Here is a 21,366-nt window from a genome sequence, read left to right as displayed (position 1 = left end):
CCATGAGGATCCGTCCCGACGAGGAGCAGGTGCCGCCGCGGCGCTGCAAGCCGTGCCGGCGCAGCAGGGCGGCGGGGCCGCCGGACGCTACGGCCGCTGGACCCCGCCCGGACCGAGCGGCGCCGGCACCAGCCTGCTGGTCCCCGAGAGCCGCGCCTACCCCGACAGCGACGACCTCCTTGCCGAGGCCCTGGACGCCCTCGCCCGCAGCGACACCCCCGCCGCCCGCGAGGTGCTGATCTGCCTCGCCGTACCCAGCGACGAGATCCGCTGGTGGCGCGACACCCCGAGCGGCCCGGCCGGCGCCGCCTCCTGGGGCCACGAGGAGCAACTGCGCGACGCCGGACGCCAGTTGCTGCTCGCCGCGGCCCTCGCCACCCGCGCCAGGGCCGGCTACCACGGCGCCCGCCACCGCCGTGCCGCCACCGCACTCCTCGACGACGTCCTTGTCGGCCCCGCCACCGAGGACGGCCGGCTGACCGCCTTCGCGCCCGTCGCCGTCGCCCGCCCCCTCGCCGTCCGCCTCCACCAGGCCCTGTACGCCGCCCGCGAGGCCATCGACTACCGGCGCGCCACCGGCGGCATGGACGCCTTCGACGGCGCCGTCGAAGCCGGCGTCAGCCGCGAGCTGACCGAGGCCATCGGCGCGCTGGTGCGGGGCACCGAGGGCGCCGGGGTCGCCGTCGCCTGGGCACCCGCCGCCGGCGTCCCCGAGGGCTGCGCCCCGGGCGCCGAACCCGTCGAGTTCTCCCCCGGCGACCTGCCCGTGCTGCGCGAGGCCGCGGCCCGCTATCTGCACGAGGAACCCTCCGAGGCCGTGCGGATCACCGGCGCGGTGGTGCGGCTGCGCCGCTCCGGCCCGCGCGGCGAGGGCACCGTACGGCTGCGCGTCCTCGCGGGCGCCGAGGTGCCGCACGTCCGCGTCACCCTGGACGAGGAGGACTACCGGATCGCGGGCCACGCCCATCTCGTCGGCCTCCCGGTGCGGGTGCACGGCCGGCTGGAGCGGCGCGGCGGCTTCCGCAGGCTCACCGGCGCCTCCGGGGTCGTACCCGTACAGGTGGACGAGGCGGAGCGGGACCGGCTGATGAAATCCCTCCAGGAGAACCTGGACTTCTTCGAGGAGGCCTGCGGGGAGGCGTGAGGGGCCGGGGACCGACCGTAACCGTTTCGCGGTCGGTGCCCTCGGGTCGGTACGATCGCCTGTGCGCGCGCTCCTGGTATGGCGCCGCACCCACCTTCAGTCAGGAGAGACCGGTGTCAGACGTCCGTGTGATCATCCAACGCGATTCCGAGCGGGAAGAACGCGTGGTGACGACGGGCACTACGGCCGCCGACCTCTTCGCGGGCGAGCGCTCGATCATCGCCGCGCGCGTGGCCGGCGAGCTGAAGGACCTCGCGTACGAACTGTCCGACGGCGACGAGGTCGAGGCCGTCGAGATCGCCTCCGAGGACGGCCTGAACATCCTGCGCCACTCCACCGCGCATGTCATGGCGCAGGCCGTGCAGGAGCTGTTCCCCGAGGCCAAGCTGGGCATCGGCCCGCCGGTCAAGGACGGTTTCTACTACGACTTCGACGTCGAGAAGCCGTTCACGCCCGAGGATCTCAAGGCCATCGAGAAGAAGATGCAGGAGATCCAGAAGCGCGGGCAGAAGTTCGCCCGTCGCGTCGTCACCGACGAGGCCGCCCGCGAGGAGCTGGCCGACGAGCCGTACAAGCTGGAGCTGATCGGCCTCAAGGGTTCCGCGTCGCACGACGACGGCGCGGACGTCGAGGTCGGCGCCGGCGAGCTGACGATCTACGACAACCTGGACGCCAAGACCGGCGAGCTGTGCTGGAAGGACCTCTGCCGCGGTCCCCACCTGCCCTCCACCCGCCTCATCCCGGCGTTCAAGCTGATGCGCAACGCGGCCGCCTACTGGCGCGGCAGCGAGAAGAACCCGATGCTCCAGCGCATCTACGGCACCGCCTGGCCGTCCAAGGACGAGCTGAAGGCGTACCTGGAGTTCCTCGCCGAGGCCGAGAAGCGCGACCACCGCAAGCTCGGCGCCGAACTGGACCTCTTCTCCATCCCGGAGCAGATCGGCTCCGGCCTCGCCGTCTTCCACCCCAAGGGCGGCATCATCCGCCGCACCATGGAGGACTACTCGCGGCGCCGCCACGAGGAGGAGGGCTACGAGTTCGTCTACACCCCGCACGCGACGAAGGGGAAGCTCTTCGAGACCTCGGGCCACCTGGACTGGTACGCCGACGGCATGTACCCGCCCATGCAGCTCGACGAGGGCGTGGACTACTACCTCAAGCCCATGAACTGCCCGATGCACAACCTGATCTTCGACGCGCGCGGCCGCTCCTACCGCGAACTGCCGCTGCGCCTCTTCGAGTTCGGGACCGTGTACCGGTACGAGAAGTCGGGCGTCGTGCACGGCCTCACCCGCGCCCGCGGCTTCACGCAGGACGACGCGCACATCTACTGCACCCGTGAGCAGATGTCCGAGGAGCTGGACAAGACGCTCACCTTCGTCCTCGGCCTGCTGCGGGACTACGGTCTGACCGACTTCTACCTGGAGCTGTCCACCAAGGACGAGACAAAGTTCGTCGGCTCGGACGAGGCGTGGGAAGAGGCCACGGAGACTCTGCGTCAGGTCGCCGAGAAGCAGGGCCTCCCCCTGGTCCCCGACCCGGGTGGCGCCGCGTTCTACGGCCCGAAGATCTCCGTCCAGGCCAAGGACGCCATCGGCCGCACCTGGCAGATGTCGACGATCCAGCTCGACTTCAACCTGCCCGAGCGGTTCAACCTGGAGTTCACCGGTTCCGACGGCACCAAGCAGCGCCCGGTCATGATCCACCGCGCGCTGTTCGGCTCCATCGAGCGGTTCTTCGCGGTGCTCCTGGAGCACTACGCGGGCGCGTTCCCGGCGTGGCTGGCCCCGGTGCAGGCGGTCGGCATCCCGATCGGCGACGGTCATGTCGAGTACCTGGAGAAGTTCGCCGCGGCGGCCCGCAAGCAGGGCCTGCGCGTCGAGGTGGACTCCTCCTCGGACCGTATGCAGAAGAAGATCCGCAACGCGCAGAAGCAGAAGGTGCCCTTCATGGTCATCGCGGGCGACGAGGACATGTCGAACGGCTCGGTGTCCTTCCGCTACCGCGACGGCTCCCAGGAGAACGGCATCCCGGTCGACGAGGCCATCGCCAAGATCGCCAAGATCGTGGCGGAGCGGGCCCAGGTCTGACCCTGGCCGAGAAGGGCCCCCGGCGGACTTCGGTCCCCGGGGGCCCTGGCCTGTACGGGGGCCTTACGCCATATGCTGCGTAGCATGACGAGTGAGCCGGAGCAGCAGATCGGCGTGGGGACGCAGGACGCGTTCCAGCGCCTGTGGACGCCTCATCGGATGGCCTACATCCAGGGCGAGAACAAGCCGAGCGGCCCGGAGGCCGGAGACGGCTGTCCCTTCTGCTCGATCCCGGCCAAATCCGACGAGGACGGGCTGATCATCCGCCGCGGCGAGCATGTCTACGCCGTCCTCAACCTGTATCCGTACAACGGTGGCCATCTGATGACCGTGCCCTACCGGCACGTCGCCGACTACACGGAACTCACCGGGCCCGAGACCGCCGAGTTGGCGGAGCTGACCAAGCAGGCGATGACCGCCCTGCGCACCGCGTCCGGGGCGCACGGCTTCAACATCGGCATGAACCAGGGCGCGGTGGCGGGCGCCGGCATCGCCGCCCATCTGCACCAGCATGTGGTGCCCCGCTGGGGCGGCGACACCAATTTCATGCCGGTCGTCGGCCACACCAAGGTCCTCCCGCAGCTTCTCGCCGACACCCGCAAGATGCTGGCGGACGCCTGGCCCGCGTAGGCCGGGTACCGTCGCACGGAAGAGGGCGCCCCCCTACTCGGGGAGGCGCCCTCTTCGGGTTCCGGACGGGTTACGCGTCGTACAGATCCGCCTTGCGCGGCGACGGGTCCTGGATGGACCCGCTGAGCACCGAGGAGCGGTTGCCGAACTTCTCCGTGTCGACTCCGTGATCCTTGAGGACCTTGATCGCGGCCGAGTGCACGACCCGCAGCACCGGGGTGGCCGCGCGCAGCGCGTCGTCGGCCATGAAGCGGTGCTTCCACGGCTGGTCGGCCCAGGCGTGCCGCAGACCGAACGGCTCGGGCAGGCCCAGTGAGCCGCCGAGCCAGTTGAGCAGCGGCGGGTACCAGGCCAGCGGGGCGCGCACGGCGAGCCGTACGACCTCGTCCGTGGTCATCAGCGGCAGGTTGATCTTGCGGGTCTCCCAGAACTTGAAGGTCTTGGTGACCTCCTTGGTGCGCCCCTCCGGTTTGCTCCAGAACAGGCCGTTGACGGGGCCGAGCGCATGGCCGGTGACCTCGATGCGCAGCGTCTCGTGCAGCACGGTGACGGTGATCATCATGGTGATCACCAGCTGGCCGTCCCACAGCGTCCACTGCACGCCCAGGTAGTGCCGGTCGCCCTTGCCGAACTGCTGCTTGTTGCAGATGTCCTGTATGGCGTGCGGCTTGACCTGGAAGGCCTCCACGTCGGCGCCCTCGGGCCGGGACACCGCGCCCGCGCCCTCCGGGATGGGGGTGACGATCCAGTGCTTGACCGACGGCTTGGGGAAGCCCCCGGTGTTCAGCGGGCCGCGCTCCAGCAGGGCCAGCTGGTCATGGATGGCGCGGATGACGTCCCAGCTGCGGAACGGGTGGATCTCCCGGCCGGGGTCGTCGGACACCAGCTCCTCGGCGAGCTGCCAGGAGCCCCAGCGGGTGCCCATGCCGAGTATGCCCTTGGGGCCCGCGTAGAAGACCGAGTTGGACTGCTGTTCGGCGGTGAGCCGGGCCAGGGCCTCGCGCAGCGCGTCGGCCGCGGTCTGGTCCGGGCCGCGCGGCACCGCCTCGGGCACCTTGATGCCGACGCTGCTGCCGGACAGCAGGCCGTCCCAGCGGGAGCGCAGGTCCTGGGCGGTGCGCTCGCAGATCCGCTTGGCCAGGTACCAGCCGACGACGGGCAGCACCACGGCCGCCCGTGCGTACCACCCCCAGAAGCCGCCGAACGGCATCTTCCACAGGAACAGCGCCGCCAGCAGGCCCACACCGAGGAGCAGTGTGGTGGCCAGGGTGCCGGCCCGTTTGTCGTCCCGTTTGGCGACGAAGGCGCGCAGCTGGAAGACGAGCAGCCAGCCGATCAGGCCCGGCAGGAAGAGCACGCCGCACAGCACGGTCACGAGCGTCAGCCGGTTGTCGCGCTCGCGGCGGATGTTGTTGGCCGCCAGGCAGTGCTCGACCACGAACTGGGGTTCGGAGCCGAAGGACTGGATGAGCGGCTTGCGGCCGGCGCCGAGCATGCGGTCCACGACGGCGCGCGAGAACGCCTCGCCGAGGTTGGGCCTGAACAGGGCGATCCTGCCGCCCTTGACGGTGGACTGATGCCACTCGTTGTCCGCGTCCTTGATCTTGTCGACCGGGCCGTCCCGGTAGGCCGCGGAGGCCAGGGCGGCCGTCGCCGCCTGCTGGCCGTCGCCGGAGACGGGCACCTGGGGCCCGTCCCACTCCGTTCCAAACGACATTCCCGCCCCCATCGCCGCCGGTGTCGCTCCTGCGGCCTTCCCGACTTCCCTGCCCCGCACACCTGTTGGGCGCGTCGTCGTACCGGAACCGGACGGCCGGCGCGGGACGTGCCCAGGTGATCAGCGTATCGGCCGGCACCGACAAGCGGAGGGCGGACGGCCGAAGCCGTCCGCCCCGGTGCCCGGGAACTACCCGTCGTCCCCGCCCTGTTCGCGGATGCGTTCGGCGATCTGCGCCGGCATCGGCTCGTGCCGTGCGTACGCCCGGTCGAAGCGGGCCGTGCCGTGGGAGAGCGAGCGCAGGTCGACGGCGTAGCGGCCGATCTCGAACTCGGGGACCTCGGCCCGGATCAAGGTGCGTCCGGTGCCCAGCTGTTCGGTGCCGAGCACCCGGCCGCGGCGGCCCGACAGGTCGCTCATCACGGCGCCCACGTAGTCGTCGGGGACCAGGACGCTCACCTCGGCGACCGGCTCCAGCAGATGGATCCTGGCGTCGGCGGCGGCCTCGCGCAGGGCGAGGGCGCCCGCGGTCTGGAAGGCGGCGTCGGAGGAGTCCACCGAGTGCGCCTTGCCGTCGAGCAGGGTGACCCGGACGTCCACGAGCGGATGTCCGGCGGCGACGCCCTTGGCGGCCTGGGCGCGGATCCCCTTCTCCACGGACGGGATGAACTGGCGCGGCACCGCCCCGCCGACCACCTTGTCCACGAACTCGATGCCCGAGCCGCCGGGCAGCGGTTCGACCTCGATCTCGCAGATGGCGTACTGGCCGTGCCCGCCGGACTGCTTGACGTGCCGGCCGCGCCCGCTCGCCCGGTTGGCGAACGTCTCCCGCAGGGAGACCTTGTGCGGTACGACGTCCACCTGGACGCCGTAGCGGCTGCGCAGCCGTTCCAGCGCGACGTCCGCGTGCGCCTCGCCCAGGCACCACAGCACCACCTGGTGGGTGTCCTGGTTCTGCTCCAGGCGCATCGTCGGGTCCTCGGCGACCAGCCGGGACAGCCCTTGCGAGAGTTTGTCCTCGTCGGCCTTGCTGTGCGCCTGGATGGCGATCGGGAGCAGTGGGTCCGGCATCTGCCAGGGCTCCATCAGCAGCGGGTCGTCCTTGGCGGAGAGCGTGTCCCCGGTCTCGGCGCGGGCGAGCTTGGCCACGCTCACCAGGTCGCCGGCGACGGCCTGGGTGAGGGGCCGCTGCTGCTTGCCGAAGGGCATGGACAGGGCGCCGATCTTCTCGTCGACGTCATGGTCCTCGTGGCCCCGGTCGGTCAGGCCGTGTCCGGAGACGTGCACGGTCTGGTCGGGGCGCAGGGTGCCGGAGAAGACGCGGACCAGGGAGATGCGGCCGACGTAGGGGTCGGAGGCGGTCTTGACGACCTCGGCGGCCAGCGGTCCTTCGGTGTCGCACGGTGTGAGCTCGCGGGCCTTTCCGTCGGGGGTGGTCACGCCGGGCACCGGGTGTTCGAACGGGGTCGGGAAGCCGCCCGTGATCAGGTCGAGCAGTTCCACGGTGCCCAGGCCCTGGCGGGCGCCGTCGGCGGCGGGGGCGGCCGCGAGCACCGGGAAGAAGCGGCCGCGGGCCACGGCCCGCTCCAGGTCCTGGATCAGGGTCTTGATCTCGACCTGTTCGCCGCCGAGGTAGCGGTCCATGAGGGTCTCGTCCTCGCTCTCGGCGATGATCCCCTCGATGAGCCGGTTGCGGGCCTCGTCCAGGTCGGGCAGCTGGTCCGCGCCGGGTTCGGACTCCTTGCGTTCGCCGGTGGAGTAGTCGAACAGTTTGCGGGTGAGCAGCCCCACCAGGCCGGTGACGGGCGCGTGTCCGTCGGGGCCCTCGGCGCCGCGCAGCGGCAGGTAGAGGGGCAGGACGGCGTCCGGGTCGTCGTCGCCGAAGGCCTCCGCGCAGATCCGGGTGGTCTCCTCGAAGTCGGCGCGGGCCGCCTCCAGGTGGGTGATCACGATCGCCCGGGGCATCCCGACGGCCGCGCACTCCTCCCAGACCATGCGGGTGGAGCCGTCCACGCCGTCCGAGGCCGAGACGACGAAGAGGGCCGCGTCCGCGGCGCGCAGACCGGCCCGCAGCTCTCCGACGAAGTCGGCGTATCCGGGGGTGTCCAGGACGTTGATCTTGATGCCGTCCCAGGCGACCGGCACCAGGGACAGCTGGACGGAGCGCTGCTGGCGGTGCTCGATCTCGTCGTAGTCGGAGACGGAGCCGCCGTCCTCCACGCGGCCCGCCCGGTTCACCGCCCCGGCGGTCAGCGCGAGGGCCTCCACCAGGGTCGTCTTGCCCGACCCGGAGTGGCCGACCAGCACCACATTCCGTATGGACGCGGGCCGGTCGGCCGTCAGAGCCCTGCCGGCGGCCCCGGGGTGTGTCTGAGTCTTGTCGCCCATGATCCTGCCTCCCGTGCACGGTGAGGTCATCGGGGCGCGGACACGCGAACCGCGTGCTGCGGCGGCTTCGGCGACGCCCGCGGTTATTCGAGCTTTCCACTCCCGTCACGTCGCGTCCATACGACGGACCCCGCGACGGACCCGATCCCGCCGCAGGCGCCCGGCGCGGGGGCCGTACGGTGCCCCGCGCCGGGCGCCGCGCGGGGTCGTACGCACCGCTCCCGGGCGGCTTCGCGCGAGCCCGGCGCACCACCTCGGCGCACGGGCCGCGGGTGCCCGCCCGCCACGCGTACGCGCGCGTGGCTACGATGGGCCAGCCGGCGGCCATCAGGGCCGCGGCGACACCGACCGTCGGGAAGGCCATGCTGAACAAGTACGCGCGTGCATTTTTCACGCGTGTCCTCACACCGTTCGCCGCGTTTCTCATCCGGCGGGGGGTGAGCCCCGACACGGTCACGCTGCTCGGCACGGCGGGCGTGGTGGCGGGCGCGCTGGTCTTCTACCCCCGGGGCGAGTTCTTCTGGGGCACGGTCGTGATCACCCTGTTCGTCTTCTCCGACCTGGTCGACGGCAACATGGCCCGTCAGCTGGGCCGTTCCAGCCGCTGGGGCGCCTTCCTGGACTCCACCCTGGACCGGGTCGCCGACGGCGCGATCTTCGGTGGCTTCGCGCTCTGGTACGCGGGGCAGGGCGACGACAACATGATGTGCGCGGTCTCGATCTTCTGCCTGGCCAGTGGCCAGGTGGTGTCGTACACCAAGGCGCGCGGCGAGTCGATCGGGCTGCCGGTCGCCGTCAACGGTCTGGTCGAGCGTGCCGAGCGGCTGGTGATCTCGCTGGTCGCGGCCGGTTTCGCGGGTCTGCACACGTTCGGTGTGCCGGGCATCCAGTGGCTGCTGCCGATCGCTCTGTGGATCGTGGCCGCGGGCAGCCTGGTCACGCTGATCCAGCGGGTCGTCACCGTGCGCCGTGAGTCGGCGGAGGCCGAGGCGGCCGCGCGGGACGCGAGCGGGGCGGCGAAGTGAGCGTCTCGGACCGGCTCAGCGACGCGCTGTACGGCGCGGGCTGGAGCACCGTCAAGAAGCTCCCGGAGCCCGCCGCCGCCCGCCTGGGGCGGACCGTCGCGGACCTCGCCTGGAAGAAGCGCGGCAAGGGCGTGCTGCGCCTGGAGGCGAACTACGCGCGTGTCGTGCCCGGCGCGAGCCCCGAGCGCCTCGCGGAGCTCTCCCGCAGGGGGATGCGCTCCTATCTGCGCTACTGGATGGAGTCCTTCCGGCTGCCCGCCTGGAGCCCCGAGCGGATCAGGACGGGCTTCGACCCCAAGGACATACACCACCTGACCGAGGGCCTGGACGCGGGCAAGGGCGTGATCCTCGCCCTGCCGCACCTGGCCAACTGGGACCTGGCCGGCGCCTGGGTCACCACCGAGCTGCGCACCCCGTTCACCACAGTCGCCGAACGCCTCAAGCCCGAGACGCTCTACGACCGCTTCGTCGCCTACCGCGAGGGCCTCGGCATGGAGGTGCTGCCGCACAGCGGCGGCGCCGCCTTCGGCACCCTGGCCCGCAGGCTGCGCGACGGCGGCCTGGTCTGCCTGGTCGCCGACCGCGATCTGTCCGCCTCCGGCGTCGAGGTCGACTTCTTCGGCGAGAAGGCCCGGATGCCCGCGGGCCCCGCCCTGCTCGCCCAGCACACCGGCGCCCTGCTGCTGCCGGTCACCCTCTGGTACGACGACTCACCCGTCATGCGGGGCCAGGTCCACCCCCCGATCGAGGTGCCCGACTCAGGCACCCGGGCCGAGAAGGCGTCTGTCATGACACAGGCCCTGGCCGACGCCTTCGCCACCGGGATCGCCGAGCACCCGGAGGACTGGCACATGCTCCAGCGGCTGTGGCTCGCCGACCTCGACCCCGCGAAGGGACCCGCGTGAGAATCGGGATCGTCTGCCCGTACTCCTGGGACGTGCCCGGTGGCGTCCAGTTCCACATCCGCGACCTCGCCGAGTACTTCATCCGCCTCGGCCACGAGGTCTCGGTGCTGGCCCCGGCCGACGACGACACCCCGCTGCCGCCGTACGTCGTCTCGGCGGGCCGCGCGGTCCCGGTGCCGTACAACGGCTCGGTGGCCCGGCTGAACTTCGGCTTCCTGTCGGCCGCGCGGGTACGGCGCTGGCTGCACGACGGCGCCTTCGACGTGGTGCACATCCACGAGCCGACCTCGCCCTCGCTCGGCCTGCTCACCTGCTGGGCGGCGCAGGGCCCGATCGTGGCCACCTTCCACACCTCCAACCCGCGCTCGCGGGCGATGATCGCCGCGTACTCGATCCTCCAGGCCGCCCTGGAGAAGATCAGCGCCCGGATCGCGGTCAGCGAGTACGCCCGGCGCACCCTGGTCGAGCATCTGGGCGGGGACGCGGTGGTCATCCCGAACGGTGTCGACGTCGACTTCTTCGCGAAGGCCGAGCCCAAACCCGAGTGGCAGGGGGAGACGATCGGCTTCATCGGGCGGATCGACGAGCCCCGCAAGGGCCTGCCGGTGTTGATGAAGGCCCTGCCGAAGATCATGGCCGCCCGGCCCACCGCGCGGTTGTTGGTCGCGGGCCGGGGTGACGAGGAGGCGGCCGTCGAGCACCTGCCCGCGGAGCTGCGTTCCCGGGTGGAGTTCCTCGGCATGATCAGCGACGAGGACAAGGCCCGGCTGCTGCGCAGCGTGGACGTGTACGTGGCGCCCAACACCGGCGGCGAGAGCTTCGGCATCATCCTGGTCGAGGCCATGTCCGCGGGCGCCCCCGTGCTCGCCTCCGACCTCGACGCCTTCGTCCAGGTCCTCGACCAGGGCCGGGCGGGCGAGATCTTCGCAGGCGAGGACGCCGACGCGCTCGCCGACGCCGCCGTACGGCTGCTGGCCGACCCGGAACGCCGGGCCGCGCTGCGCGAGCGCGGCAGCGCCCATGTGCGGCGCTTCGACTGGTCCACGGTCGGCGCGGACATCCTCTCCGTCTACGAGACGGTCACGGACGGCACCACGGCGGTCGCGGCGGACGAGCGGTCGACGGGGCTGCGGGCGCGGTTCGGGCTGGCGCGGGACTGAGATCCCGGGTGCGCCGAGGGCTTGTCCGGGACCAAAACCTCGTGCGGGAGTGAGAGCCTCGACGCGGCAGTGAAACAGGTGCCTTCCGGGCGCGCCTCCGGTGGGCCGAAGGGGTGCCGATAGCCTTCCCGCGTGACCGCAACCCTCATCTGGATCCTCGTCGCCCTCCTCGCGATCGGCGTCTACCTGAGCTGGACCGCAGGACGCCTGGACCGGCTGCACGTACGGATGGACGCCGCCCGCGCCGCGCTCGACGCCCAGCTGCTGCGCCGCGCCTCCGTGGCCCAGGAACTCGCCACCTCCGGCGTGCTCGACCCGGCCGCCTCGATCGTGCTGTACGAGGCCGCGCACGCCGCCCGGCAGGCCGAGGAGGAGCAGCGGGAGGTCGCCGAGAGCGAGCTGAGCCAGGCCCTGCGCGCGGTGTTCGCGGAACCGGCCCAGGTGGAGGCGCTGCGCGAGGCGCCCGGCGGCGAGGACGCGGCCCATGAGCTGGCCGAGGCCGTGCGCCGGGTCCCGATGGCCCGCCGCTTCCACAACGACGCCGTGGGCGCCGCCCGCAGGCTGCGCGAGCACCGCAAGGTCCGCTGGTTCCGGCTGGCAGGCCATGCCCCCTTCCCGCTGGCCTTCGAGATGGACGACGAACCCCCCGCCGCCCTGGTGGAACGGGTCGCCTGACCGCCCCTCACCTGGCATTCCCAGCGAAAACGAGCCACCGGCTTTCCATTGGCCCTTGCTGTGGCCTGGTCCCCTCGCGTTTCCTCGGTGCAGCAGAGAACCCTCTTTCCCTTCAGTGAGGTCGCCCGTGTCCACCACCGAGAACCAGGCTCCCGAGACCGGCACCGCCCGCGTGAAGCGCGGCATGGCCGAGCAGCTCAAGGGCGGCGTCATCATGGACGTCGTCACCCCGGAGCAGGCGAAGATCGCCGAGGACGCGGGCGCCGTCGCCGTCATGGCCCTGGAGCGGGTCCCGGCCGACATCCGCAAGGACGGCGGCGTGGCCCGGATGTCCGACCCGGACATGATCGAGGGCATCATCGAGGCCGTCTCGATCCCGGTCATGGCCAAGTCCCGCATCGGCCACTTCGTCGAGGCCCAGGTCCTTCAGTCCCTCGGCGTGGACTACATCGACGAGTCCGAGGTCCTCACCCCGGCCGACGAGGTCAACCACTCGGACAAGTGGGCGTTCACCACCCCGTTCGTGTGCGGTGCCACCAACCTGGGCGAGGCCCTGCGCCGCATCGCCGAGGGCGCCGCGATGATCCGCTCCAAGGGCGAGGCCGGCACCGGCAACGTCGTGGAGGCCGTGCGCCACCTGCGCCAGATCAAGGGCGAGATCGCCAAGCTGCGCGGCTGCGACAACAACGAGCTGTACGCCGCCGCCAAGGAGCTTCGCGCCCCCTACGAGCTGGTCAAGGAGGTCGCCGAGCTGGGCAAGCTCCCCGTGGTGCTGTTCTCCGCGGGCGGCGTGGCCACCCCGGCCGACGCGGCCCTGATGCGCCAGCTCGGCGCCGAGGGCGTGTTCGTCGGCTCCGGCATCTTCAAGTCCGGCGACCCGGCCAAGCGCGCCGCCGCCATCGTGAAGGCCACCACCTTCTACGACGACCCGAAGATCATCGCGGATGCGTCGCGCGACCTCGGCGAGGCCATGGTCGGCATCAACTGCGACACCCTCCCCGAGACCGAGCGCTACGCGAACCGCGGCTGGTAACCACAGGCCACAGGTATCCACATCCCATGAACACTCCTGTCATCGGTGTCCTGGCGCTCCAGGGCGACGTACGGGAGCACCTCATCGCCCTGGCCGCGGCGGACGCCGTGGCCAGGCCGGTGCGGCGCCCCGAGGAACTCGCCGAGGTCGACGCGCTCGTCCTGCCCGGCGGCGAGTCCACCACCATCTCCAAACTGGCCGTGCTCTTCGGCGTGATGGAGCCCCTGCGCGCCCGGGTGCGCGCCGGCATGCCCGTCTACGGCACCTGCGCGGGCATGATCATGCTGGCCGACAAGATCCTCGACCCGCGCTCGGGCCAGGAGACCATCGGCGGCATCGACATGATCGTGCGCCGTAACGCCTTCGGACGTCAGAACGAGTCCTTCGAGGCCGCGATCGACGTGCGCGGCGTCGCGGGCGATCCCGTTGAGGGCGTCTTCATCCGCGCCCCCTGGGTGGAGTCCGTGGGCGCGGACACCGAGGTGCTCGCCGAGCACGGCGGCCATATCGTCGCCGTCCGCCAGGGCAACGCGCTCGCCACGTCGTTCCACCCGGAACTGACCGGTGACCACCGGGTGCACGCCCTGTTCGTCGACATGGTGCGCGCCAACACCGGCTCGGAGTCCTTGTAGGATCTCAGGCGTTCGTTCATAGATGGGTAACGCGAAGGAGACAGGCAGATGTCCGGCCACTCTAAATGGGCTACGACGAAGCACAAGAAGGCCGTGATCGACGCCAAGCGCGGCAAGCTCTTCGCGAAGCTGATCAAGAACATCGAGGTCGCCGCGCGTATGGGCGGTGTCGACCTCGAAGGCAACCCGACGCTCTACGACGCCGTCCAGAAGGCCAAGAAGCAGTCGGTCCCGAACAAGAACATCGACTCCGCGATCAAGCGCGGTGGCGGTCTCGAGGCCGGCGGCGCCGACTACGAGACGATCATGTACGAGGGCTACGGTCCGAACGGTGTCGCGGTGCTCATCGAGTGCCTCACCGACAACCGCAACCGCGCCGCCTCCGACGTGCGCGTGGCCATGACCCGCAACGGCGGCAACATGGCCGACCCGGGCTCGGTGTCGTACCTCTTCAACCGCAAGGGCGTCGTCATCGTCCCCAAGGGCGAGCTGAGCGAGGACGACGTGCTCGGCGCCGTCCTGGACGCCGGTGCCGAGGAGGTCAACGACCTCGGTGAGTCCTTCGAGGTGCTCAGCGAGGCCACCGACCTGGTCGCGGTCCGCACCGCCCTCCAGGAGGCCGGCATCGACTACGACTCCGCCGAGGCCAACTTCGTCCCGACCATGCAGGTCGAGCTGGACGAGGAGGGCGCCAGGAAGATCTTCAAGCTGATCGACGCCCTGGAGGACAGCGACGACGTGCAGAACGTCTTCGCCAACTTCGACGTGAGCGACGAGGTCATGGAGAAGGTCGACGCGTAACGCGTACGGCTGACCGACCGGGCCGACGGGACACACCCCGTCGGCCCGTCGCGTTGCCGGGTACCGGTGCGGACGTCAACAGGGGCGTTGGTGCGCGGCGTTGTCAGTGCCACCCGATAGCCTGCACAAACAGGTGATCGAGCGGTCGGAGGGAGGGGCCCGTGCGGGTACTGGGGGTGGACCCGGGACTGACCCGGTGCGGGGTCGGCGTGGTCGAGGGGGTCGCCGGACGCCCGCTCACCATGATCGGCGTCGGTGTCGTGCGCACCCCCGCGGACGCCGAGCTGAGCCGCCGGCTGCTCGCCGTCGAGCAGGGCATCGAGGCGTGGCTGGACGAACACCGGCCCGAGTTCGTCGCCGTGGAGCGCGTCTTCAGCCAGCACAATGTGCGCACCGTGATGGGCACCGCCCAGGCCAGCGCCGTCGCCATGCTGTGCGCCGCCCGCCGCGGCATCCCCGTCGCGCTGCACACCCCCAGCGAGGTCAAGGCCGCCGTCACCGGCTCGGGCCGCGCCGACAAGGCCCAGGTCGGCGCCATGGTCACCCGGCTGCTCCGGCTCGCCGCGCCCCCGAAACCCGCCGACGCGGCCGACGCCCTCGCCCTCGCCATCTGCCACATCTGGCGCGCCCCCGCCCAGAACCGCCTCCAGCAGGCCGTCGCCCTGCACACCGCCCACGCAACGAAAGGCCGTACGGCATGATCGCCTTCGTCAGCGGCACGGTCGCCGCGCTCGCCCCCGACGCCGCGGTGGTGGAGGTCGGCGGTGTCGGCATGTCCGTCCAGTGCACCCCGGACACGCTCTCCACACTCCGCCTCGGACAGCCCGCCAAACTGCACACCTCCCTGGTCGTGCGCGAGGACTCGCTGACCCTGTACGGCTTCGCGGACGACGACGCCCGCCAGGTCTTCGTCCTGCTCCAGACCGCCAGCGGCGTCGGCCCCCGCCTCGCCCAGGCCATGCTCGCCGTGCACTCCCCGGACGCGCTGCGCCGCGCCGTCGCCACCGGTGACGAGAAGGCCCTCACCGCGGTCCCCGGCATCGGCAAGAAGGGCGCCCAGAAACTGCTCCTGGAACTGAAGGACCGCCTCGGCGCCCCCGTCGGCACCGCCCCCGCCATCGGCGCCCCGGTCACCCAGGGCTGGCGCGACCAGCTGCACGCGGCCCTCATCGGGCTCGGCTACGCCACCCGCGAGGCCGAGGAGGCCGTGACCGCCGTGGCCCCGCAGGCCGAGGCGGCGGGCGGCACCCCGCAGGTCGGCCCGCTCCTGAAGGCCGCCCTCCAGACCCTGAACCGCGCCCGCTGACCCCCACCCCTGTTGAGGCACACCACATGAACTGGGACGACACGGCCGACACCGGTGACACGCCCGCCGCCGAGCGACTGGTGGGCTCCGCCGCCGACCGCGAGGACCAGGCCGTCGAGGCCGCCCTGCGCCCCAAGGACCTCGGCGAGTTCATCGGCCAGGAGAAGGTCCGCGAACAGCTCGACCTGGTGCTGCGGGCGGCCCGCGCGCGCGGCGCCACCGCCGACCACGTCCTGCTCTCCGGCGCCCCCGGCCTCGGCAAGACCACCCTCTCGATGATCATCGCCGCCGAGATGGGCGCCCCCATCCGCATCACCTCGGGCCCCGCCATCCAGCACGCCGGCGACCTCGCCGCGATCCTCTCCTCCCTCCAGGAGGGGGAGGTGCTCTTCCTGGACGAGATCCACCGCATGTCCCGGCCCGCCGAGGAGATGCTCTACATGGCGATGGAGGACTTCCGCGTCGACGTCATCGTCGGCAAGGGCCCCGGCGCCACCGCCATCCCCCTCGAACTGCCCCCGTTCACCCTGGTCGGCGCCACCACCCGGGCCGGCCTGCTGCCGCCCCCGCTGCGCGACCGCTTCGGCTTCACCGCGCACATGGAGTTCTACGAGCCCCGCGAACTGGAGCGCGTCGTGCACCGCTCCGCGCAGCTCCTGGACGTCGGCATCGACACGGACGGCGCCGCCGAGATCGCCGGCCGCTCCCGCGGCACCCCCCGTATCGCCAACCGCCTGCTGCGCCGCGTCCGCGACTACGCGCAGGTCAAGGCGGACGGCGCGATCACCCGGGACATCGCCGGTGCCGCCCTCGCCGTCTACGAGGTCGACGCACGCGGCCTCGACCGGCTGGACCGCGCCGTCCTGGAGGCTTTGCTGAAGCTTTTCGCCGGCGGCCCCGTCGGCCTGTCCACCCTGGCCGTCGCGGTGGGGGAGGAGCGGGAGACCGTCGAGGAGGTCGCCGAGCCCTTCCTGGTCCGCGAGGGACTGCTGGCCCGCACCCCGCGCGGCCGCGTCGCCACGCCCGCCGCCTGGACGCACCTCGGCCTCACCCCGCCCGGCGCCGGCACGGCGGGAAACGGACAACCGGACCTGTTCGGGACGTGACGCCACCGCCCCCGGGCGTCCCTCCGCTTCGGCAGTGGCCCGGTGCGGAACCCAGGTGCCATGCTGGGCGTTGTTCCATGTGTGCGGACTCGCTTAGACTCCGCCGATGCCGCCCTTGTGGGCGGCGCCGACACACCCCCATCCCCGAAAAGGCCGCTCTCCGTCGCGGTCGCGCGAAGGAAATCCCGTCCCGTGAATCCGTATACCCTTCTCCCGTTCATCGTGCTCATCGCGGCCATGTTCCTGATGACGCGCTCTGCCAAGAAGAAGCAGACTCAGGCCGCGCAGATGCGCAATGAGATGCAGCCCGGCTCCGGTGTCCGCACGATCGGGGGAATGTACGCGACGGTCAAGGAGGTCAATGAGGACACCGTCCTCCTGGACGCCGCTCCCGGCGTCGACCTCCTCTTCGCCAAGAACGCGATCGGCGCCGTCCTCACCGACGACGAGTACAACCGCATCGTGCACGGCATCGAGCACGACCTGAAGTCCGACGCCGACATCGTCCCGGACGACGCCTCCTCCCTCACCGAGACCGACGAGACCGACGGACCTGCCGCCGCTGCCGCCGCCTCCGACGACAAGATCGACCTCGGTAAGAAGGACGCAGACGAGGACACCGCCGACGAGTCCGAGGCCGCCGAGGCCTCGACGGAGGACAAGCCGAAGAAGTCCGACGGCGATTCCGACGCGAAGTAGTCACGCCCCGGTGGTGCGCGAGACGGCATAATCACGCCCCGCGCACCACCGGGCGCGTCTGTTTCCCGCACGGGGAGCCCGACACCAGTCATGGCCGCCGAGCGCCGACCGGGCGCCGGAGCGGTCCGAGAGGGAGTACGAGAAGGTGGCAGCACCTAAGAAGGGCCGGAGCGCGAGCGCCCAGAGCAAACCAGGGCGCTCACTGGCCCTGATCCTGATCGCCATCGTGGCGCTCACCGGAGGGATGTTCGCCTCCGGGCACACCACCCCGCGTCTCGGCATCGACCTCGCCGGTGGTACGAGCATCACGCTCAAGGCGAAGGCCGACCAGGGGTCCGCGGTCAACAAGGCCAACATGGACACCGCGGTCGAGATCATGAACCGCCGTGTCAACGGTCTCGGCGTCTCCGAGGCGGAGGTGCAGACCCAGGGAACCGACAACATCATCGTCAACATCCCGCGGGGCACCAACTCCAAGGAGGCCCAGCAGCAGGTCGGCACCACCGCCAAGCTCTACTTCCGGCCGGTTCTGGCCAGCGAGCCCAGCGGCGCCGCGGCCAGCCCCTCGCCGAGTGGCTCCCCGACCGCCGGCTCCTCGCCCAAGCCGGGCTCCAGCTCCTCCCCGAGCGCCTCCTCCTCGCAGAAGGCCTCCTCCCCGTCCTCCTCGGCGTCCTCGTCGTCGAGCACGTCCCCGACCTCCTCCGCGACCACGCAGGGCCGTGCGGTCACCGACGCGCTCAAGGCCGGCTCCAGCCCCTCGCCGAGCGCGACGCCCACCGGTGGTTCCTCCCCGAAGCCGACCCCCTCGGCCTCCGGCGGCACGGACACCGCCAAGCTCCAGGCCGCGTACACCGCCCTGGACTGCTCCAACAAGGACGACCGCGCCAAGGCCGGCAACAACGCCAAGCCGGGCGACCCCACCATCGCCTGCGGCAAGGTCGGCAAGGGCTACTACAAGTACCTGCTCGGCCCGGCCGGCGTGGACGGCACCGAGGTGAAGAAGGCCCAGGCCGTCTTCGACACCCAGGGCGCCTCCGGCTGGCAGGTCCAGATGACCTTCAACTCCACGGGTGCCAAGAAGTTCGCCGACATCACGGGTGAGCTGGCCAAGAACCAGGCCCCGCAGAACGAGTTCGGCATCGTCCTGGACGGCGAGGTCGTCTCCAGCCCGTACGTCAGCCAGGCCATCACCGGCGGCCAGGCGGAGATCTCCGGCAGCTTCACGCAACAGGACGCGCAGAGCCTCGCCAACATGCTGTCGTACGGCGCGCTGCCCCTCTCCTTCCAGGAGCAGTCCGTCACCACCGTGACCGCCGCGCTCGGTGGCCAGCAGCTGCACGCCGGTCTGCTCGCCGGCGCCATCGGCCTCGCCCTGGTCGTGCTCTACCTGGTGGTCTACTACCGCGGCCTGTCGCTCGTCGCCATGGCCTCGCTGCTCGTCTCGGCGGTCCTCACCTACGTGATCATGTCGCTGCTCGGCCCGACCATCGGCTTCGCGCTGAACCTGCCGGCCGTCTGTGGCGCCATCGTCGCCATCGGTATCACCGCCGACTCGTTCATCGTGTACTTCGAACGCATCAGGGACGAGATCCGCGAGGGCCGCTCGCTGCGACCCGCCGTCGAGCGTGCCTGGCCGCGCGCCCGGCGCACCGTCCTGGTCTCCGACTTCGTGTCGTTCCTCGCCGCCGCCGTGCTGTTCATCGTGACCGTCGGCAAGGTCCAGGGCTTCGCGTTCACGCTGGGTCTGACCACCGTGCTCGACGTGGTCGTCGTCTTCCTGTTCACCAAGCCGCTGATGACCCTGCTCGCCCGCCGCACGTTCTTCGCCAACGGCCACAAGTGGTCCGGCCTCGACCCGAAGAGCCTCGGTGGCAAGCCGCCGCTGCGCCGCACCCGCCGTCCCGCCGGCCCCGCCGGCCCTGTCGACCCGAAGGAGGCGTGAGCGATGTCGAAACTCGGTTCCATCGGCGCCCGGCTGCACCGCGGTGAGATCAGCTACGACTTCATCGGCAAGCGCAAGATCTGGTACGGCGTCTCCATCCTGATCACCATCACGGCCATCCTCGGCCTGGCGGTGCGCGGCCTGAACATGAGCATCGACTTCCAGGGCGGCGCCGTCTTCACGACGCCGACCAACATGAGCACCTCGGTCGCTCAGGCGGAGTCGTACGCCAAGGACGCCTCCGGCCATGAGGCCGTCGTGCAGAAGCTCGGCAACGGCAGCCTGCGCATCCAGGTCGCCGGCCTGGACACGGCCAAGTCCGACCAGGTCAAGGAGAGCCTGGCCAAGGACCTGAAGCTCAACCCCGAGAAGCTCGCCGCCGACCTGGTCGGCCCGAGCTGGGGCCAGGAGATCGCCAACAAGGCCTGGGAGGGCCTGGCGATCTTCATGGTGCTCGTCGTGATCTACCTGGCCATCGCCTTCGAATGGCGCATGGCCGTCGCGGCCCTGGTCGCGCTGATCCACGACATCACCATCACGACCGGTATCTACGCCCTGGTCGGCTTCGAGGTCTCGCCCGGCACGATCATCGGTCTGCTGACCATCCTCGGTTACTCGCTCTACGACACGGTCGTCGTCTTCGACAGCCTCAAGGAGCAGACGAAGGACATCACCAAGCAGACCCGCTTCACCTACAGCGAGATCGCCAACCGGTCGATCAACGGCACCCTGGTCCGCTCCATCAACACCACGGTCGTCGCCCTGCTGCCGGTCGCCGGTCTGCTCTTCATCGGCGGCGGCTTCCTCGGCGCCGGTGACCTCAACGACATCTCGCTGTCGCTGTTCGTCGGCCTCGCGGCCGGTGCGTACTCCTCGATCTTCATCGCCACCCCGCTGGTCGCCGACCTCAAGGAGCGCGAGCCCGCGATGAAGGCGCTCACCAAGCGGATCATGGCCAAGCGCGCCCAGGCCGCCTCGGAGGACGGTCCCGTCACCGCCGGTGGCGACGACGCCGAGGACGCCGCGCCCGCCGTGGTCGGCCCGCGCAACCAGCCCTCCTCCCGCGGCCGCGGCCGCGGCCGGCAGGCGGGCAAGCGCCGATGACCGACATCCAGGAGCTGCTGCTCAGCCGCATCCGTGACGTGGCGGACTACCCGGAGCCGGGAGTGATGTTCAAGGACATCACGCCGCTCCTGGCGGACCCCGCCGCGTTCACCGCCCTGACCGACACGCTCGCCGGCATCGCCACGGCCACCGGCGCCACCAAGATCGTCGGTCTGGAGGCCCGGGGCTTCATCCTCGGCGCCCCGGTCGCCGTCCGCGCGGGCCTGGGCTTCATCCCGGTCCGCAAGGCCGGCAAGCTGCCCGGTGCCACCCTGCGCCAGGCCTACGACCTGGAGTACGGCTCGGCCGAGATCGAGGTGCACGCCGAGGACCTGACCTCCGGCGACCGCGTCCTGATCGTGGACGACGTGCTGGCCACCGGTGGCACCGCCGAGGCGGCCGTCCACCTCATCCAGCGCGCCGGTGCCGAGGTCGCGGGCCTCGCGGTCCTGATGGAGCTGGGCTTCCTCGGCGCCCGCACCCGGCTGGAACCGACCCTCGCCGGAGCCCCCCTGGAAGCCCTCCTCCAGGTCTGACCTGGCTCCGGTCAGCAGCAACGCCGTACGGCCGCCCCGGCACCCCGCCGAGGCGGCCGTACGGCGTTCCCGGCCAGGACCTCCCGGCGCTCCACGTCCCGGTCCTCCCGGCTCCGCGCGTCCCGTGCATCACCGCCCGGCCACCTCCAGGAATCCCAGGTGCACCTCTGGCGTTACCGGGGTAGTCGGTCCCTACGATCCGCCTGAAGGCGATCCGCGGCGGTGGGATCGCTACCATGGGGTCTCCGGAGCCTGACCGGGGGACCCGGAACGTGCACGAGGAGCCCTCTTGCCAGACGAGGCCCAGAGACTGACCGCCGCCAAGCCCGAGCCCGCCTCGGCGCCCGCGGCCAAGCCCGCGCCCACTGTGTCGACCGCCAAGAACGACACCCACGGGGCGGTCGAGCACGCCCCGGCCGCGCCCGTCGAGAAGTCCGCGGAGTCCTCGCGTCCCAAACCGGCGACCCCCGCCG

The 21,366-nt window shown here is 71.3% G+C and carries 20 protein-coding genes; 18 read left to right on the top strand and 2 right to left on the bottom strand.

What is annotated here, in order from left to right:
- From CCN72_RS03655 to CCN72_RS03645, 3 genes are all read left to right on the top strand, one after another.
- Positions 1-1,144, top strand: a 1,144-nt coding sequence (locus CCN72_RS03655; protein WP_244174118.1) for a hypothetical protein, incomplete at its 5' end; no start/stop codon positions are given.
- A 113-nt stretch (positions 1,145-1,257) separates the two neighbouring features.
- A complete protein-coding gene (gene thrS / locus CCN72_RS03650; protein ID WP_086806294.1) occupies positions 1,258-3,234 on the top strand; it encodes a threonine--tRNA ligase in 1,977 nt (658 codons plus the stop codon).
- Between the two features lie 72 nt (positions 3,235-3,306).
- Positions 3,307-3,864, top strand: a complete 558-nt coding sequence (locus tag CCN72_RS03645; RefSeq protein WP_085562519.1) for an HIT family protein — start codon at positions 3,307-3,309, stop codon at positions 3,862-3,864.
- 70 nt (positions 3,865-3,934) lie between these two features.
- Here the strand turns inward: CCN72_RS03645 and CCN72_RS03640 are convergent, their stop codons facing one another.
- Together CCN72_RS03640 and CCN72_RS03635 are read right to left on the bottom strand one after the other, a co-directional pair.
- The gene (locus tag CCN72_RS03640) at positions 3,935-5,581 is read right to left on the bottom strand and encodes a hypothetical protein (RefSeq protein WP_086806293.1); all 1,647 of its coding nucleotides are present in this window, start codon (positions 5,579-5,581) and stop codon (positions 3,935-3,937) included.
- 189 nt (positions 5,582-5,770) lie between these two features.
- Positions 5,771-7,969, bottom strand: a complete 2,199-nt coding sequence (locus CCN72_RS03635; protein WP_086806292.1) for an elongation factor G-like protein EF-G2 — start codon at positions 7,967-7,969, stop codon at positions 5,771-5,773.
- Positions 7,970-8,277: 308 nt separating this feature from the next.
- On the opposite strand from CCN72_RS03635, the gene pgsA reads away from it, so the two are divergent.
- The 15 genes from pgsA to CCN72_RS39885 all read left to right on the top strand — a co-directional run.
- Entirely contained in the window at positions 8,278-8,994 is a 717-nt protein-coding gene (pgsA, locus tag CCN72_RS03630; RefSeq protein ID WP_085562522.1) for a phosphatidylinositol phosphate synthase, read from the top strand.
- The gene (locus CCN72_RS03625) at positions 8,991-9,899 is read left to right on the top strand and encodes a phosphatidylinositol mannoside acyltransferase (RefSeq protein ID WP_086806291.1); all 909 of its coding nucleotides are present in this window, start codon (positions 8,991-8,993) and stop codon (positions 9,897-9,899) included. The genes pgsA and CCN72_RS03625 overlap by 4 nt, the downstream gene beginning before the upstream one ends.
- Positions 9,896-11,059 carry a glycosyltransferase family 4 protein gene (locus CCN72_RS03620; protein ID WP_086806290.1) on the top strand — a complete coding sequence of 388 codons (1,164 nt, stop codon included), beginning with the start codon at positions 9,896-9,898 and terminating at the stop codon, positions 11,057-11,059. The genes CCN72_RS03625 and CCN72_RS03620 overlap by 4 nt, the downstream gene beginning before the upstream one ends.
- A 132-nt stretch (positions 11,060-11,191) precedes the next feature.
- On the top strand, positions 11,192-11,734 hold the full coding sequence (locus CCN72_RS03615) for a LemA family protein (protein WP_037651069.1): 543 nt from the start codon (positions 11,192-11,194) through the stop codon (positions 11,732-11,734).
- Positions 11,735-11,861: 127 nt separating this feature from the next.
- On the top strand, positions 11,862-12,767 hold the full coding sequence (gene pdxS, locus CCN72_RS03610; RefSeq protein WP_085562525.1) for a pyridoxal 5'-phosphate synthase lyase subunit PdxS: 906 nt from the start codon (positions 11,862-11,864) through the stop codon (positions 12,765-12,767).
- Positions 12,768-12,793: 26 nt separating this feature from the next.
- Positions 12,794-13,399, top strand: coding sequence for a pyridoxal 5'-phosphate synthase glutaminase subunit PdxT (gene pdxT, locus CCN72_RS03605; RefSeq protein WP_085562526.1), 606 nt, complete (start codon positions 12,794-12,796; stop codon positions 13,397-13,399).
- A gap of 48 nt (positions 13,400-13,447) precedes the next feature.
- Positions 13,448-14,200 (top strand): YebC/PmpR family DNA-binding transcriptional regulator, encoded by a 753-nt coding sequence (locus CCN72_RS03600; RefSeq protein ID WP_037651063.1) that lies wholly within the window; start codon positions 13,448-13,450, stop codon positions 14,198-14,200.
- Between the two features lie 161 nt (positions 14,201-14,361).
- Complete coding sequence (gene ruvC, locus CCN72_RS03595) at positions 14,362-14,901, top strand: crossover junction endodeoxyribonuclease RuvC (protein ID WP_037651061.1); 540 nt, start codon at positions 14,362-14,364, stop codon at positions 14,899-14,901.
- The gene (gene ruvA / locus CCN72_RS03590; protein WP_086806289.1) at positions 14,898-15,506 is read left to right on the top strand and encodes a Holliday junction branch migration protein RuvA; all 609 of its coding nucleotides are present in this window, start codon (positions 14,898-14,900) and stop codon (positions 15,504-15,506) included. Before ruvC ends, ruvA begins: the two co-directional genes overlap by 4 nt.
- Before the next feature lie 26 nt (positions 15,507-15,532).
- Positions 15,533-16,612 (top strand): Holliday junction branch migration DNA helicase RuvB, encoded by a 1,080-nt coding sequence (gene ruvB / locus CCN72_RS03585; RefSeq protein ID WP_086806288.1) that lies wholly within the window; start codon positions 15,533-15,535, stop codon positions 16,610-16,612.
- A 192-nt stretch (positions 16,613-16,804) separates the two neighbouring features.
- Positions 16,805-17,311: a preprotein translocase subunit YajC gene (gene yajC, locus CCN72_RS03580; RefSeq protein WP_086806287.1), complete on the top strand. Its 507-nt coding sequence runs from the start codon at positions 16,805-16,807 to the stop codon at positions 17,309-17,311.
- A 145-nt stretch (positions 17,312-17,456) separates the two neighbouring features.
- Positions 17,457-19,253 carry a protein translocase subunit SecD gene (gene secD, locus CCN72_RS03575; protein ID WP_208637908.1) on the top strand — a complete coding sequence of 599 codons (1,797 nt, stop codon included), beginning with the start codon at positions 17,457-17,459 and terminating at the stop codon, positions 19,251-19,253.
- Positions 19,254-19,256: 3 nt separating this feature from the next.
- Complete coding sequence (gene secF, locus CCN72_RS03570) at positions 19,257-20,357, top strand: protein translocase subunit SecF (protein ID WP_086806285.1); 1,101 nt, start codon at positions 19,257-19,259, stop codon at positions 20,355-20,357.
- Complete coding sequence (locus tag CCN72_RS03565) at positions 20,354-20,893, top strand: adenine phosphoribosyltransferase (RefSeq protein WP_085562534.1); 540 nt, start codon at positions 20,354-20,356, stop codon at positions 20,891-20,893. The genes secF and CCN72_RS03565 overlap by 4 nt, the downstream gene beginning before the upstream one ends.
- Positions 20,894-21,182: 289 nt before the next feature.
- Positions 21,183-21,366: hypothetical protein (locus tag CCN72_RS39885; RefSeq protein WP_143664032.1), on the top strand; the 184-nt coding region annotated here is incomplete at its 3' end.

This window comes from Streptomyces murinus (assembly GCF_002154555.1).
GTDB lineage: Bacteria > Actinomycetota > Actinomycetes > Streptomycetales > Streptomycetaceae > Streptomyces > Streptomyces murinus.
The sequence above is the reverse complement of the archived record's forward strand: the minus strand, read 5'-3'. Positions and strand labels throughout refer to the sequence as shown.

Bases quoted from the DNA above. Each gene is read 5' to 3' on its own strand.
- CCN72_RS03645 (WP_085562519.1), top strand. From the start codon at position 3,307: ATGCTGCGTAGCATGACGAGTGAGCCGGAGCAGCAGATCGGCGTGGGG.
- CCN72_RS03640 (WP_086806293.1), bottom strand. From the start codon at position 5,581: ATGTCGTTTGGAACGGAGTGGGACGGGCCCCAGGTGCCCGTCTCCGGC.
- CCN72_RS03635 (WP_086806292.1), bottom strand. From the start codon at position 7,969: ATGGGCGACAAGACTCAGACACACCCCGGGGCCGCCGGCAGGGCTCTG.
- pgsA (WP_085562522.1), top strand. From the start codon at position 8,278: ATGGGCCAGCCGGCGGCCATCAGGGCCGCGGCGACACCGACCGTCGGG.
- pdxT (WP_085562526.1), top strand. From the start codon at position 12,794: ATGAACACTCCTGTCATCGGTGTCCTGGCGCTCCAGGGCGACGTACGG.
- CCN72_RS03600 (WP_037651063.1), top strand. From the start codon at position 13,448: ATGTCCGGCCACTCTAAATGGGCTACGACGAAGCACAAGAAGGCCGTG.
- ruvA (WP_086806289.1), top strand. From the start codon at position 14,898: ATGATCGCCTTCGTCAGCGGCACGGTCGCCGCGCTCGCCCCCGACGCC.
- ruvB (WP_086806288.1), top strand. From the start codon at position 15,533: ATGAACTGGGACGACACGGCCGACACCGGTGACACGCCCGCCGCCGAG.
- secF (WP_086806285.1), top strand. From the start codon at position 19,257: ATGTCGAAACTCGGTTCCATCGGCGCCCGGCTGCACCGCGGTGAGATC.
- CCN72_RS03565 (WP_085562534.1), top strand. From the start codon at position 20,354: ATGACCGACATCCAGGAGCTGCTGCTCAGCCGCATCCGTGACGTGGCG.